This window comes from Janthinobacterium sp. SUN073, assembly GCF_030397665.1.
Lineage (GTDB): Bacteria > Pseudomonadota > Gammaproteobacteria > Burkholderiales > Burkholderiaceae_D > Janthinobacterium.
In genome coordinates this window covers 791,689-807,027 of record NZ_JAPUBT010000001.1, presented here as the reverse complement: position 1 = coordinate 807,027, position 15,339 = coordinate 791,689, and the positions used below count along the sequence as shown (strand labels likewise).

11 protein-coding genes are annotated in these 15,339 nt (G+C 62.3%); 3 read left to right on the top strand and 8 right to left on the bottom strand.

The features are described from left to right. Nucleotides 1-334: 334 nt before the first annotated feature. The 3 genes from O0882_RS03715 to O0882_RS03705 form a co-directional block, all read right to left on the bottom strand. Nucleotides 335-1,936, bottom strand: a complete 1,602-nt coding sequence (locus tag O0882_RS03715) for a SpoVR family protein (RefSeq protein ID WP_289945445.1) — start codon at nt 1,934-1,936, stop codon at nt 335-337. Further along, nucleotides 1,936-3,204 (bottom strand): YeaH/YhbH family protein, encoded by a 1,269-nt coding sequence (locus O0882_RS03710; protein ID WP_289945444.1) that lies wholly within the window; start codon nt 3,202-3,204, stop codon nt 1,936-1,938. Before O0882_RS03710 ends, O0882_RS03715 begins: the two co-directional genes overlap by 1 nt. 72 nt (nt 3,205-3,276) lie before the next feature. Next, on the bottom strand, nt 3,277-5,199 hold the full coding sequence (locus O0882_RS03705) for a PrkA family serine protein kinase (RefSeq protein ID WP_071075815.1): 1,923 nt from the start codon (nt 5,197-5,199) through the stop codon (nt 3,277-3,279). 577 nt (nt 5,200-5,776) lie between these two features. Here O0882_RS03705 and O0882_RS03700 point away from each other — a divergent pair. Then, the gene (locus tag O0882_RS03700) at nt 5,777-6,808 is read left to right on the top strand and encodes an adenosine deaminase (RefSeq protein ID WP_289945436.1); all 1,032 of its coding nucleotides are present in this window, start codon (nt 5,777-5,779) and stop codon (nt 6,806-6,808) included. A gap of 23 nt (nt 6,809-6,831) precedes the next feature. After that, complete coding sequence (locus tag O0882_RS03695; RefSeq protein ID WP_289945434.1) at nt 6,832-9,363, top strand: FtsX-like permease family protein; 2,532 nt, start codon at nt 6,832-6,834, stop codon at nt 9,361-9,363. Nucleotides 9,364-9,371: 8 nt separating this feature from the next. On the opposite strand, the gene O0882_RS03690 is transcribed toward O0882_RS03695, so the two are convergent. Both O0882_RS03690 and O0882_RS03685 read right to left on the bottom strand, forming a co-directional pair. Beyond that, nucleotides 9,372-10,379: a response regulator gene (locus O0882_RS03690; protein ID WP_289945432.1), complete on the bottom strand. Its 1,008-nt coding sequence runs from the start codon at nt 10,377-10,379 to the stop codon at nt 9,372-9,374. A gap of 3 nt (nt 10,380-10,382) precedes the next feature. Continuing rightward, nucleotides 10,383-11,702: a HAMP domain-containing sensor histidine kinase gene (locus tag O0882_RS03685; protein ID WP_289945430.1), complete on the bottom strand. Its 1,320-nt coding sequence runs from the start codon at nt 11,700-11,702 to the stop codon at nt 10,383-10,385. A gap of 150 nt (nt 11,703-11,852) precedes the next feature. On the opposite strand from O0882_RS03685, the gene cqsA reads away from it, so the two are divergent. Further along, nucleotides 11,853-13,097 (top strand): alpha-hydroxyketone-type quorum-sensing autoinducer synthase, encoded by a 1,245-nt coding sequence (gene cqsA, locus O0882_RS03680; RefSeq protein ID WP_289945428.1) that lies wholly within the window; start codon nt 11,853-11,855, stop codon nt 13,095-13,097. A gap of 10 nt (nt 13,098-13,107) precedes the next feature. On the opposite strand, the gene O0882_RS03675 is transcribed toward cqsA, so the two are convergent. The 3 genes from O0882_RS03675 to O0882_RS03665 are packed head-to-tail and all read right to left on the bottom strand — an operon-like array spanning nt 13,108 to nt 15,258. Continuing rightward, nucleotides 13,108-13,575: a MarR family winged helix-turn-helix transcriptional regulator gene (locus O0882_RS03675; RefSeq protein ID WP_289945427.1), complete on the bottom strand. Its 468-nt coding sequence runs from the start codon at nt 13,573-13,575 to the stop codon at nt 13,108-13,110. Between the two features lie 57 nt (nt 13,576-13,632). Next, nucleotides 13,633-13,980 carry a GIY-YIG nuclease family protein gene (locus O0882_RS03670; RefSeq protein ID WP_289945425.1) on the bottom strand — a complete coding sequence of 116 codons (348 nt, stop codon included), beginning with the start codon at nt 13,978-13,980 and terminating at the stop codon, nt 13,633-13,635. A 12-nt stretch (nt 13,981-13,992) separates the two neighbouring features. Next, a complete protein-coding gene (locus O0882_RS03665) occupies nt 13,993-15,258 on the bottom strand; it encodes an MFS transporter (RefSeq protein WP_289945424.1) in 1,266 nt (421 codons plus the stop codon). Between the last annotated feature and the right edge of the window lie 81 nt (nt 15,259-15,339).

Genomic DNA, 15,339 nt, shown 5'->3' with positions numbered 1-15,339 from the left:
GGACATAAAAAAAGGCGGTCTTATCGGTTTTTTACAGCCGTTTTGGGTGACCACTGCTAAGTTCTCCGATGTGCCCATATGGCGGAATTATATTTCGTGATAATCAATATGGAAACCGCTAAATTTGGAGAAAAATATTTCTTGAGAGAAATGTTTTGCCTCTGAACCAGACCACTTGGCCAGTCGTGCGCACCAATCGGGTGCGAAAGGAACTTCACCCAGGTCAAAAAAGACGCTCCCGGCGGCCGTTTCGACGTCGCCAGGCCATACGGAATTCCTATATAGGCATAGGATGTGCTTATATTCTTGCTAAAATAATTGCCAAGAAGATTACTTATGGCCGTGCCGGCGCATCGTCGCGCCGGTTGCGCTTCTCGCGCCGGCAATTCAGGGTGCCCAGGACGACGCCTTGCGGATCAACCGTATCGAGGTGCACATCGAAGCCCCACAGCCGAGCCACGTGCTTGAGCACTTCGGCTGCCTGCTGGTTCAGCGGGCGGCGCTGGAATTGCGTGTGGCGCAGGGTCAGCGCCCTGTCGTCGCGCGTGTTCACGGACCAGACCTGGATGTTCGGCTCGCGGTTGCCCAGGTTGTACTGCTCGGCCAGCTGCTGGCGCACGTAGCGGTAGCCGGCATCGTCGTGGATGGCGGAAATGGCCAGTTTTTCATTCTTGTCATCGTCGAGGACGGCAAAGAAATGGAATTCCCGGATCAGCCGCGGCGACAGATACTGGGCGATGAAGCTTTCATCCTTGAAATTGCGCATGGCAAAGTCCAGGCTCTTGCGCCAGTCGCTGCCGGCAATGTCGGGGAACCAGGCGCGGTCTTCGTCCGTCGGATGCTCGCAGATGCGGCGGATGTCGCTCATCATGGCAAAACCCAGCGCATACGGGTTGATGCCGTTGTAATACGGGCTGTCGATGGGCGGCTGGTAGACCACGTTGGTATGGCTTTTCAGGAATTCCATCATGAAGCCGTCGCCCACCACGCCTTCGTCGTACAGCTGGTTCAATATCGTGTAGTGCCAGAAGGTGGCCCAGCCTTCGTTCATGACCTGGGTTTGCCGCTGCGGATAGAAATACTGGGAAATCTTGCGCACGATGCGCACCATCTCGCGCTGCCACGGTTCCAGTAGCGGCGCGTACTTCTCTATAAAGTACAGCAGGTTTTCCTCGGCTTCGGGCGGAAAGCGGGGGGCGGCCTTGTGCTGCTCATCCTCGTCCTCGTCATCCTCGCGCCGGGGCAGGGTGCGCCACAACTGGTTGATCTGCGACTGCACATAGGCTTCGCGCTCTTTCTGGCGCGCATATTCCTTCGCCATCGACAGTTTCGCCGGGCGCTTGTAGCGGTCCACGCCATAGTTCTGGATGGCGTGGCACGAGTCGAGCAGCAATTCCACCGCATCGACGCCATGGCGCTGCTCGCATTCGGCGATGTAATTCTTGGCAAACACCATATAGTCGATGATGGCGTCCGCATCCGTCCAGGCGCGGAACAGATAGTTGCCCTTGAAGAAGGAGTTGTGGCCGTAGGCCGCATGCGCGATCACCAGCGACTGCATGGTCAGGCTGTTTTCCTCCATTAAATAGGCGATGCACGGGTTCGAGTTGATGACGATCTCGTAGGCCAGGCCCATCTGGCCCCGCTTGTAGCTTTTCTCGGTGGAAAGAAAATGTTTGCCGAACGACCAGTGGTTGTAGGAGACGGGCATGCCGACCGAGGTGTAGGCATCCATCATCTGCTCGGCCGTGATGATTTCCAGCTGGTTCGGATAGGTGTCCAGGCCGAACTGTTTCGCCACACGGCGAATTTCCTCGTGGATTTGCTCGATCAGTTCGAACGTCCATTCCGACTGCTCGGGCAGGGCGTTCGGGTGGCGCAGGCGCACGAACGGTTCGCCCGGAGTGTTGCTGGCGCGGTCAAAGGCTGCACTCATCATTTCACCTGTTTCTTGAACAGTTCGCGGAAGACCGGGTAGATATCGGCCGGCGTGACGATCTTTTGCATGGCGAAATGGGCGTGATGGTCGAGCACGCCCGCGTATTGCTCCCACAGGTTTTGCTGCGGGCCGTCGGTGATCTCGACATAGGTGTAGTACTGCACCTTGGGCAGGATGGTGTTGATCAGCAACTGGCGGCACAGCACGGAATCGTTGTCCCAGTTATCGCCGTCGGACGCCTGCGCCACATAGCTGTTCCATTGCCCGGCGCCATAGCGTTCGTCGATGATGGTATTGAGCAAGTGCAGGGCGGACGACACCACGGTGCCGCCCGACTCGCGCGAATTGAAGAATTCATGCTCGTCCACTTCCGCCGCCGCCGTATGGTGGCGGATGAAGACCACCTCGATCTTGTCGTAGGCGCGCTTGAGGAACAGATACAGGAGGATGAAGAAGCGCTTGGCCGTGTCCTTGCGCGATTCGTCCATGGAACCGGAGACGTCCATGATGCAGAACATGACGGCTTGCGTCATCGGCTTGGGCACCTTGATGCGGTTGCTGTAGCGCAAGTCGAACGGATCGATGAAGGGAATCGCCAGCAGGCGCGTGTGCAGGTGGTGGATCACGCGGCGCAGCTCCACCACCAGCGGGTCGCTGTCGGGTGCGCCTTCGTGCAGCAGTTCGGCCAGGTCTTCCTCGGCCTGCGCCAGCTGCTTGCGGGCGCCGCCGCCGACGGCGATGCGCCGGCCCAGCGCGCCGCGCAGGGAACGCAGCACATGGATGTTCGATGGCGTGCCCGACATATTGTAGCCGGCGCGCTGGTTCTTGAATTCCGTGGTGGCCGTCAACTGGGTTTTCACCATGTGCGGCAATTCCAGGTCCTCGAAGAAATAATTCATGAATTCTTCGCGCGACAATTCGAAGATGAAGTCGTCTTCCGTCGTCTCGTCGCTATTGCCCGCCTTGCCCCGCCCACTGCCACCGCCGCCTTTCGGCCGGGCGATCTGGTCGCCTTTCAGGTATTCCTTGTTGCCGGGATTAACCACTTCCCATACGCCCCCATGCGCGTGGCCGAACGACGGTTCGCCCACGTCCTTGACGGGGATGCTGACCTTCTCGCCATTCTCGACGTCCGTGATCGAGCGCCCCTTGATGGCGCGCCCCACGGCATCCTTGATCTGGCCCTTGTAACGCCGCAGGAAACGCTCGCGGTTGACGGCGGATTTATTCTTGCTTTGCAAGCGCCTGTCGATGAGGTATGTCAAAGGGTGCCTCCTTGCCTCTCGTCTTGCGCGCCCCGCCAGTCGCCGGGCGGGAGCGCGCCTCCGCTGTCCGCGCTAGGATGACTTGCGTACGCGCAAGTACCATTCGCATAACAGGCGTACCTGCTTGGCCGTATAGCCTTTTTCCACCATGCGGGCCACGAAGTCGGCGTGCTTGTTGGCATCGTCGGCGCTGGCCTTGGCATTGAAGGAAATCACGGGCAGCAATTCCTCCGTATTCGAGAACATTTTCTTTTCGATCACGGTGCGGAACTTTTCATAGCTGGTCCAGGCGGGATTCTTGCCGCCGTTCGAGGCCCGCGCGCGCAGCCCGAAGTTCACGATTTCATTGCGGAAATCCTTCGGATTGGAAATGCCCGCCGGTTTCTCGATCTTTTCCAGCTCATTGTTCAGCGATTCGCGGTCGAAGCTCTCGCCCGTGTCCGGATCGCGGTATTCCTGGTCCTGTATCCAGAAATCGGCAAACGTCACGTAGCGGTCGAAAATGTTCTGGCCGTATTCCGAATAGCTTTCCAGGTAAGCCGTCTGGATCTCCTTGCCGATGAATTCCACATAGCGCTGCGCCAGGTGCTCCTTAATATAGGAGAAGTAGCGCTGCTCGAGTTCCGGCGCGAACTGCTCGCGCTCGACCTGCTGTTCCAGTACATATAATAAGTGCACGGGATTGGCGGCCACTTCGGAATTGTCAAAGTTGAACACTTTCGACAGGATCTTGAAGGCAAAGCGCGTCGACAGGCCGTTCATGCCCTCGTCCACGCCCGCGTAATCGACGTATTCGTGCATGGATTTGGCTTTCGGGTCCGTATCCTTGAGGTTTTCGCCATCGTAGACGAGCATCTTCGAGAAAATGCTGGAATTTTCCGGGTCTTTCAGGCGTGACAGGATGGCGAACTGCGCCATCATGCGCAGGGTGCCGGGCGCGCACGGGGCCTTGACGAGCGAGGAATTGGCCACCAGCTTGTCGTAGATCTTGATTTCATCGGTCACGCGCAGGCAGTACGGCACCTTGACGATATAGATACGGTCAAGGAAGGCCTCGTTGTTGCGGTTGTTTTTAAAGGTCTTCCATTCCGACTCGTTCGAGTGGGCCAGGATGATGCCGTCGAACGGAATCGCGCCAAAACCTTCCGTGCCCTTGTAATTGCCTTCTTGCGTGGCCGTCAGCAGCGGATGCAGCACCTTGATCGGCGCCTTGAACATTTCCACGAATTCCATCAAGCCCTGGTTGGCCAGGCACAGGCCGCCCGAATAGCTGTAGGCGTCCGGGTCGTCCTGCGCATAGTCTTCCAGCTTGCGGATGTCGACCTTGCCCACCAGCGAGGAAATATCCTGGTTGTTCTCGTCGCCCGGTTCCGTTTTCGAGATGGCGATCTGTTTCAGCACGGACGGATAGCGCTTGACGACGCGGAACTGGTTGATGTCGCCATTGTATTCATGCAGGCGCTTCACGGCCCACGGGCTGGGGATGTTGCGCAGGTAGCGGCGCGGGATGCCGTAATCCTCTTCCAGGATGGTGCCGTCTTCTTGCTCGTTGAACAGGCCTAGAGGCGATTCGTTGACGGGCGAGCCTTTCAGGCAATAGAAGGGCACGTGTTCCATCAGCGACTTGAGTTTTTCCGCGATCGACGACTTGCCGCCGCCGACAGGCCCCAGCAGATACAGGATCTGCTTGCGTTCTTCCAGGCCTTGCGCCGCGTGGCGGAAATACGAGACGACTTGCTCGATCACTTCCTCGGTGCCGTAGAACTCGCGGAAGGCGGGATAGATCTTGATCACCTTGTTGGCGAAGATACGCGACAGGCGCGTGTCGTTGCGCGTGTCGACCAGTTGCGGCTCGCCGATGGCGGCCAGCATGCGTTCGGGCGCGCTGGCATACGTCAGCTTGTCCTTCTTGCACAGGGCCAGGTATTCGGTGAGCGACATTTCCTCTTCGCGGGTGCGCTCGTAGCGTGCTGCATAGTTATCAAAAATGGTCATGTCAATGTCCTTTAATGTAAACCTGTACTGCCAGTCACCATGGCCGCCCGCCTGGCACTCGCCTGGGCTTGCCGTCTGAACTTTTCCTGTACCCCATACCGATTTTTATTGTTGTTTCAAGCCCGGCTGTCTTTGCGAGTCCGGATTGCCCGGACCAAAAAACTGGCGCTTGATGCCGTGCGCTGACGTGGCCAGCCGGCTTTTTTTCACTGTTGATAGCGCTTGTTGCACCTACCATTACCCCATGAAATTTATTATTGCTCTAAAGGATCAGGAAGTCAAAAGATATGTCAGCATATCCTTAATACTTGTTTGTAAATTGTTGATTTAATTGGATAAATCATCAAATTTTTCATCGATTTCAATGAACCTTTTTGTACCTTTTAAACCATCATACGACAATTCGCCAGCGCGTGCCGGTGCCAGCCATGGCGCTGCTGTCGCCGGCGCCACGGCGGCCGCTCGCCGGTGCGGCCGGCCATCTTGCGCTAAGATGCCTGCATGTCTGATGGCCCTGCGCGCCGCGCGTGCGCGTGCGCGAGCCAGCATTGTTATCGTCACCCTATGAGGAACCCCCATGATGAACCCCCAATTGCGCGCGATCGTCCGCGGCATGCCGAAGGCCGAGTTGCATATCCATATCGAAGGCTCGCTGGAACCAGAACTGATTTTCGCACTGGCCGAGCGCAATGGCGTGCCGCTGGGCTATGAATCGGTAGAACACTTGCGCAGCGCCTATGCTTTTACGGATTTACAGTCTTTTCTCGACATTTATTACGCTGGCGCAAGCGTGCTCTTGAAAGAGCAGGATTTCTATGACATGACGCAAGCCTACCTGCGCCGCGCCGAAGCCGATAACGTGCTGCACACGGAAATCTTCTTCGACCCGCAAACGCACACGGCGCGCGGCGTGGCCATCGCCGATGTGATCAACGGCATCCATCGCGCCTGCCAGGACAGCCCCGTCAGCGCGGCCCTGATCCTGTGTTTCCTGCGCCACCTGAGCGAGGAAGAAGCGTTCGAGACCCTGGAAGACGCGCTGCCGCACCGCGACAAATTCATCGGCATCGGTCTCGATTCCTCGGAAGTGGGCAACCCGCCCGAGAAATTCTCGCGCGTGTTTGCCCGTTGCCGCGAGCTGGGTCTGCACCTGGTGGCCCACGCGGGTGAGGAAGGTCCGCCAGCCTACATCCGCACGGCGCTCGACGACTTAAAAGTCGAACGCATCGATCATGGCGTGCGCTGCCTGGAAGACGCGGAACTGACGGCCCGCCTGGCGCGCGAACAGATCGCGCTGACCGTCTGCCCCTTGTCGAACACCAAGCTGCGCGTGTTCGACCAGATGCATGACCATAACCTGGTGCAATTGCTCGACGCGGGCCTGCTCGTGACGGTGAACTCGGACGACCCCGCGTATTTCGGCGGCTACATGAACGATAACTTCGACGCCATCTTCGACGCGCTGCCGCTGGGCCTGTCCCACGCGCAGCGCCTGGCGCGCAACGGTTTTATTGCCGCTTTCCTGCCGCAGGCGCAAAAAGACGCCTTCCTCGCCACCGTCGATGCGTATTTCGCCCGGCACGCCGCCGCCCACGGCGCCGCGCAGTAAATCTTAATAAAGACCCGCCGCCCATGTTCCGCCTCTCCCTGAAAATGACCGGCCGCGACTGGCGCGCCGGGCAACTGCGTTTCCTGCTCGTCGCCCTGATCGTGGCCGTGGCGGCCCTGTCGGCCGTGGGCTTCTTCGTCGACCGCCTGCGCGCGGGCCTGAACCGCGACGCGCACCAGCTGCTGGGGGCCGATCTGGTCATCAGCGCCGACCAGCCCGTCAATGCGGCGTGGCGCGCCGAAGCGCAGAAGCGCGGTTTTATCCTGGCCGATACGGTGACGTTTCCCAGCATGGCGCAGGCGGGAGAAGGCGAGCAGTCGCTGTCGCAACTGGCGTCCATCAAGGCCGTTTCACCGGGCTACCCGCAGCGGGGCAAGCTGAAAATCACCACCAACCCCACCGAAGCGCAGGATGCCGTGGGACGGCCAACGGACCAGGTGCCGGCGTCCGGCACCCTGTGGGTCGATGCGGCGATTTTGTCCAGCCTGAACGCCAAGCTGGGCGACACCTTGACCCTGGGCGACAAGGCCTTTACGGTCACGCAACTGATCGCCAGCGAACCGGACCGGGGCGCTTCCTTTTTGAACTTCGCCCCCCGCGTGATGCTGCCCTTGAGCGACCTGGCCGCCACGGCGCTGGTGCAGAACGGCTCGCGCGTATCGTACCGGCTGCTGCTGTCGGCGCCGCCCGCCAAGGCAGCCGAGCTTGCGCAATATCAAGCCTGGCTGGAAAGCCAGATCAAGACGCAGGCCATCAAAGGTGTGCGCATCGAATCGCTGGAATCGGGTAGTCCGCAGATGCAATCGACCTTGGACCGCGCCGACCGTTTCCTGTCGCTGGTCGGCTTGCTGTCGGCCATGCTGGCCGCCGTCGCTGTGGCGATGGCGGCGCGCCGCTTCATGCTGCGCCACCTGGATGCCTGCGCCATGCTGCGCTGCCTGGGCTTGAGGCAAAACCAGGTCACGGCCATGTACGTGATCGAATTTTTACTGGTGGGCCTGGCCGGCAGCGTGGTCGGCGTGATGGTGGGCTTCGGCGGCCACCTGGTGCTGCTGGAGCTGTTGGGCAAGCTGGTGCAGAGCGACTTGCCGCCCGTCTCCCTGCTGCCCGCGCTGCAGGGCGTGGCCACCGGCATGCTGTTGCTGCTGGGCTTTGCCCTGCCGCCGATTTTGCAGTTGCGCAATGTACCGCACAACCGCGTGATCCGCCGCGAGCAGGAGCCGCCGCAGGCGCTGGCCCTGGCCACGTATGGCCTGGGCATCGCCGCCTTTGTCGTGCTGCTGCTGTGGCAGGCGGGCGACGTGAAACTGGCGCTGCTGACGGCGGCCGGCTTCCTGGGCGGCTTCGCCCTGTTCGGCCTGGCCGGCTGGCTGGGCATCAAATCGCTGAAAACCCTGCGCGGCGCCTTCAATCACCAGGGCTGGCGCTTCGCCGTCACGTCCTTGCAGCGCCGTCCGGGCGCCACCGTGATCCAGGTGGTGTCGCTGGCGCTGGGCCTGATGGCCTTGCTGCTGCTGACGGTGGTGCGTGGCGACTTGATGGTGGCCTGGCGCAACGCCACGCCGCCGGACGCGCCGAACCGCTTCATGATCAATATCCTGCCCGAGCAAAAAGACCCGATCGCCGCGCGCCTGGCGCAGGCCGGCGTGGCCAACGCACCTTTGTATCCGATGATACGCGGGCGCCTGGTGGCCGTGAATGGCAACGCCATCACGGAAACCACCTACGAGGATGACCGCGCCAAGGGCCTGGCCGAGCGCGAATTCAACCTGTCGACGATGGCCACGATGCAGGAAGAAAACAAGCTCGTGGCCGGCAAGTGGTTCGCCAATGCGCCCGGTGCGCCGGCTGAGGCGTCGGTGGAAGAGGGCATCGCCAAGACATTGAAACTGAAACTGGGCGACAAGCTGCGCTTCGACATCGCCGGCCAGAGCGTGGAGGCGGCGATCACGAGTCTACGCAAGCTGGAGTGGGGTTCGATGCGCGTCAATTTCTTTGTCATCATCAACCCGGCCGCCATGGCGGACACGCCGCAGACGTGGATCACGGCGTTTCACCTGCCACCGGCGCAGGCGGACCTGGGCAATGCCTTGCTGCGCGACTATCCGAATTTGACGGTGGTCGACGTGGGCGGCGTGCTGAAACAGATCCAGGGCGTGCTGGACCAGGTGGTCACGGCCGTCGAATTCCTCTTCGCGTTTACGCTGGCATCGGGCTTGCTGGTGCTGTATGCGGCGCTGATGGGTTCGCAGGACGAGCGCACGCGCGAAGCGGGCCTGCTGCGCGCGCTGGGCGCCACGCGGCGCCAGCTGGCGCAGGCGCAGCTGATCGAATTCTCCCTCGTGGGCGCGCTGGCCGGCTTGCTGGCGGCCACGGGCGCGGCGGCCATGGGCTGGGCCCTGGCCACGTACCAGTTCAAGTTCGCATGGAGCTTCGCACCGGGCGTGTGGGCCTTCGGCCTGCTGGCCGGCGCCCTGTGCGCCATCGCTGGCGGCTGGCTGGGACTGCGTAACGTGCTCAAACATCCGCCGCTGCAAACGCTACGGGAAGGCTGAGTTGCCAACTACGCGCTGACGCTGTCGCCCGCGCCCGCGCGCAAAAATTGCGCGTAAGACATGACCGGCTGCCCCAGCTGGTGCGGCGGGACGTCGAACAGGGCCCAGAAATATGTCACCCGGCCCAGGCAGATGGTGGGGGCGGCGCAATAGCGGAACCAGTTTTCGCCGATCTGGCTGGAATACATGCCGTCGCTGTCGGCGTCGGAAAAGTACGGGATCACGCGCATTTCCAGCAGGGCCAACAGCAGGGATTCCGGTGCGTCGTTGTCGCGCGCCATTTCATATTGCGTGTGCAGGCTGCGCTCCGTCTCGATGATCATCAGCCTGGCATGGCCATCGCGCGTGAAGAACAGGATGCCGCAGGGATTGGGAAAGATGTAGAACTCGACGAAGCCATGGCGCTGGCACAGCTCGTGCACGACGGCGGCCAGGGCTTCGTCTTGCAGGAAAGCATAGTCGTGCAGTAATAGCAGGTCGCGTACGGTGTCCGATTGCTGCAGGAAGAATTCGCGTTGCAGGGCAACGATTTCCAGTTCCAGGATATCGAGCGCATCGTCGTCGCTCTTCTTGATGTAGCGGTCGATCAAGCCCCGGTTGAAGGCCGTGACGGCTACTTTTTCATCGGCCGCCCCCGTAAATAAAATCTTCTTGCACGGCAAGTCGCGCACGGCCTGGCAAAATTCCAGGCCATTCATCTGCGGCATCGAATAATCGATCACCAGCACGGAGGGCACGGCAAAGCGCTGCGCCTGGCCGCTGATGCGCCAGATGCGTTCGAGGTCGAGCGCCACGTTGCACTGGTCGGGCGGCAGGTTTTGCGTGTCGAAATTGACGTGCAGCGGTGTCTCGCCCAGTTGCGTGCTGTGGCGCAGCCAGTGCAAGGCGCTGCTGGTGTCGTGGAACGTCTTGCGCGCCAGGCCAGGGTTGAGCTGGAATGCCAGGCTTTTCAGGAAGGAATCGCTGTCGTCGATCAATACGGTCAGGGTCGGATGGGTGTAGACGGGCAGTTGCATGCGTCACCTCGCGCGGTGGATGGATGGAAAACGGGTGTGCGTGGGCACGGGCAGGGGCTGGGGAAATTCCAGCACGAAGATGGCATAGGCGCCTTCGCGCGCCACGCAGCGGATGCGTGCCTGCCAGGCTTGCATGATTTGCCGGCACAGGGTCAGGCCGATGCCGCTGCCGTTGTGCGCAGGATACGAATAGAAACGGTCGAAGATCAGCGGCAGGCGGTTGGCCGCGATGCCGCAGCCCGTGTCGATGAACAGCAGGCGCGGCACGGGATGGGCGCCATCGATGATGATGCGCACGCGGCCCTTGCCGGCGCGGTGGATGCTTTTCAATGCATTGCGCAGCAGGTTCAGCAGGATCACCACGCACAGTTCCGACTGGCCGGGAAAGGTGAAATCGGCGCGCACCTCGACCTTGACGATCTCGCGCTGGGCCGTGCTGGTAAATGGATAGCGGCGCAGCACGGCCGCCACGCTGTCGTGCATGGCCACAGCTTCGTTGGCTTCAAGCTTGCGGTTGACGGCGCTGGCGCTGAGCAGGAACAGATCGATCATGTGGTGCATGTGGCGCACTTCGAACTGGATGCGCGCCAGCGCTTCCAGGCTGGCTGCGTCGGGCGGCTGGTCTTGCAGCTTGCGCTGCAGCCCGCGCACGTTCGCCTCGACGCTGACGAGGGGCGTGCGCAATTCGTGCGCCACGCTGCCCAGTCCCGCTGCCAGCCCGGCCAGTTTCTCTTGTGCGCCCACATGGCGCCCCACCTTGACCACGGACAGCACGGCTATCGTGAACCAGTGCACGGGCAATTGCTGCAAGACGTCGCCGCTGAGTAAAAAAGCGGGATCACCAAACACGGCAAACGCCAGGCAGGCCAGCAGGGTGCCGCTCAGGTAGGCCAGCACGGCGATGCGCGTATCGAAATGAAACAGCACGATCAGCGCCACCAGCAGTGAATGCATCCACAGTGACGAGGCGTGGTTCATCAGGAACATGTACGTGAAGAAAAACGGCAGTTCGAAGGTCAGCCCCAGGAACAGGTACACGCTGAACCAGGTATTGCTGAAGCGGTCGGGCCACAGCGCGGGCAGGAACAGCAGTGCCGCCACCGTGCGCAGCAGCGGCGATTCGTATTCTTGCGGAAAAAAATAATGCCACAGCGCGTAGTACAGGGGCATGCCCAGCGCGCCGATGACGGCCAGGGTGCGCACCTGCGCGCGTCGCACGGGTGTGTGTTCGATGGCGTCGTGGAAATGCAGGAAAGGCTGGAGCAGCTTGCCTTGCCACCATTTTCCGGAAGGGGACTGCACGTGCATCATGATCAGGGACATGTTCGTTGAGGCGTGTCAATGCAACATGATCGGCGGCTTCCCTCCTTATCAGCAGAATATCGGCATAACTGTTGAGCTGTATCAATCTCTTGCCGGATGGCTCGCGCATGTTGGACGCGGTAGTTCCCTCGCAACCAATCAGGAGTCCCTATGTCACACGCCCTTTTCCCCCTGTCGTCCCCCGCCATCCATGCCGAACAACAGATGCCTGCCTTCGTGCGCGCACGCATGGATGAACATTACGTCGAGCGCATCGAGAAGCTGCTCGGTGGCGAACACCTGCACGAATGGCAAGCCATGCCCGCGCGTGCGGTCATGCTGGCAGGTAATGATTACCTGAATATCGCCGGCGAGACCGTGCTGCTGGCGGCCCAGGCGCGCGTCTTGCAGGGAGGCGGCGCCATGCTGATGTCGTCCGTGTTCCTGCAGGAAGGCAGCCGCCAGCACCGGCTCGAACAAAAATTCGCGGACTATCTCGGCAGCGAAGCCTGCGTGCTGGCGCAGTCGGGCTGGGCCGCCAACGTGGGCTTGCTGCAAAGCCTGGCCGGGCCCGGCATCCCCGTCTACCTGGACATGCAGGCGCACGCCTCGCTGTGGGAAGGGGTGCAATCGGCGCAAGCCATGCCCTTGGCCTTCCTGCACAACGATGGCGCCCACCTGCAGCGCCAGATCGACAAGCATGGCCCCGGCATCATCGTCGTCGATGCGCTGTACAGCACGAATGGCAGCGTGGCACCTCTGCTGGACATGGTGGAAATCGCCGAGCGCAGCGGCAGCATGCTGATCGTCGACGAGTCGCACTCGCTGGGCACGCACGGCCCGCAGGGCGCAGGCCTGGTGGCGGAGCTGGGCCTGGCCGGGCGCGTGCATTTCCGCACGGCGTCGCTGGCCAAGGCGTTTGCCGGGCGCGCGGGGCTGATCACCTGTTCGGCCCGCTTCAAGGGCTATTTCCTGTCCGCCTCGCGGCCAGCCATCTTCAGCTCCTGCCTGCTGGAACACGAGCTGGCGTGGTTCGATGCGGCGCTGGACTTCATCCGCGCCGCCGATGCCCGCCGCGCCGCCTTGCGCCGCCACAGCGTGCAGCTGCGCCAGGGCTTGATGGATCTCGGCTACAACGTCAGCGACGGCACCGAGCAAATCATCGCGCTGGAAGCGGGTAGCGAACCCGATACCCTGATCCTGCGCAAGGCGCTGGAGCGGCACGGCATCTACGGCGCCGTGTTCTGCGCGCCGGCCACGCCGAAGAACCGTTCGCTGGTACGCCTGACCCTGAATGCGGGCTTGCGCGAGGACGAGTGCGCCAGAGTGCTGGCCGCCTGCGCCGCCATCCGCGACGAGACGGGCATGGCGCGCTGGCCGTCGACGCGGCGTTTGCGCAAGCTGGCGCTGGTGTAAGGGGTGCGCGTCAGCCGTTGCCGGGCTGGCTGCCGGCGATGCCGGCCAGAAGCAGGGACAGCGGTGCCAGCTGCTGCGCGCTGGCGCTGCCCAGCAATTCCTGACCCAGCGCCTGCGCCGTCGCATCGGCATGGATCAGCAGGGCTTGGCCCGCCTCCGTGATGACGGCATAGCCGACGCGGGCGTCGCGCGCATCGGCCTGGCGCGCCACCAGGCCGATTTTTTCCAGCGGCATCAGCGAGCGCGTAATGCCGGACGCCGTCAGCGCCAGGCGCTCGGCCAGGTCGATGCGGCGCAGGCGCGCACCGGGTGCGCGCTGCAAGTGGTACAGCAATTGATAATCGCCAAAGCTCAGGCCGTGCAGATTGCCCAGGATGCTGTCGAAGCGGCGCACGATGAGCGCCTGGGCACGCGCCAGGCGCAGGCAAAAGTCCAGCGCGCTGGCGCCGTCTGGCGGCGGGGATGTGTGATCGGTCATGGTTTTCCTGGTGTTGGCTGCGTAGTGCTTGAGTACGCAAGTGTAAAGCAAACCTGCTCAATACAGTGGCTGCCCCTGTTCCAGCCACTGTGCGCGGTGCAGGGCCAGCAGGGCGTCGAGTTCGGCCTCCGCATCGAAGGCGGGATCGCCCGATGCCTTGACGCTGTCGATGATGTCGAAGCGGAAGGCCACCGCGCCATCGCGTCGCCAGTCCGCCTGCAAGCGGGCGTTGCGGTGCGTGCCCAGCGCGAGTTCGAAGCGGTGGCGGTTCAGCGCGCCGGGCGCGTTGCGGCTGCGTTCGAGCAGGGTGTGCCCGCTGGGCAGGTGGCGCAGGGCGATGATGCCTAGCGCTGGCGCTTGTTGCCGGTAGGCCGCTTTCAGGGCCGTTTGTCGTGTTTTATCCATGCTGTGATTTCCTCAAGGTTGGGTGACGTAATCGGTTGCCGCGATGCGCGCAATGTCAGTGAGCAGGGCGGCGGCGATGGCGGCGGCCAGCAGCAGGGCGCCGCCGGCGCAGAACAGTTCGCCCACGCTCAGGTGGCGCAGCAACGCGCCCGTGATCGCCGCCGACAGGGGCGCCAGGCCCAGGAAGATGCCCATGAACACGGCCATCGCCCGGCCCAGCATGGCGGGCGCCACGCGCCGCTGTATCCAGGTAAAGATGGCCACCTGCACATAGCCGCCCAGCAGGCCGGTGACGGCCAGCAAGGCCGCGCCTTGCCAGGCTGTTTCGATTTGTCCCAGCGCCATCAACAGGATGGCGACAATGGCGTCAACGGCCAGCAGGGTGGCGCCGAAGCGGCGGCGCAGCCAGGCGCCGCCCAGGCTGGATGCCAGCATGCCGGCCAGGGTGCCGGCGCCGTGCGCGCCCATCAGCAGTCCCAGCGCCGCGGCGCCGTGCAGGCGCTCGCTGGCCAGCACGGGCAAGGCCACTTGCAGCGGCCCCATGACGAAGAAGGCCACCACCGCCCAGTAGATATAGCAGCTGCGCAAGGGCATGTCGCGCCATACCATGGACAGGCCCGCCGCCATGTCGCGCCACATGCCTTGCGCCGCCGCCACGGCCAGTGGCCGCAAAGTGACTTGCCGCAAGGTCCAGGCGGAAAACACAAACGTCAGCGCATCGATGGCAAAGGCGGCGGCCAGCGCCGCCATGGGGGTTTTCTGCCCGCCCTCGTGGGTGCCGAGCACCAGCGCCGCCAGCAGGGGGCCGGCCAGCAGCGACAACTGGCGCGCGCCCATCTGCAAGCCATTGGCGTTCTGCAGCGCTTGCGGCGGCACGGCTTGCGGCAGGATGGCCGTGCCGGCCGGGATAGCGAAGGCGGACGCGATGCCCAGCGCCAGCGCGGCCGCATACGCCAGCGCCAGGCTGGCCTGGTCCAGCATCAGCAGTCCCGCCAGCGCCAGCAGGATGACCGCGTTCGCATATTTGCTCAGAAGTAGCACGCGCCGGGGCGAATAACGGTCGGCGACGGTGCCGCCCAGCAAGATGAGTACGGCGCGCGGTGCGCCCATCAGGGCCACGGCGATGCCCAGGCTGAGGCTATCGCCCGTCAGGCTCAGCACCAGCCACGGCAGGGCCAGCATGCTGAACTGGTCGCCCAACATGGAAATGAGGCCGCCGCCCAGCAGCCAGCGGAAGTTGCTATTGCGCAGCAAAGGAGTGTCGATAGCGCTTGGCATGGTCATTTTGTCCGTGGTTTAAAAATTGCATGGTAGTTGATATAAGCTTGATAGGTCAAGTAAATTGCCATTTATTGTGGC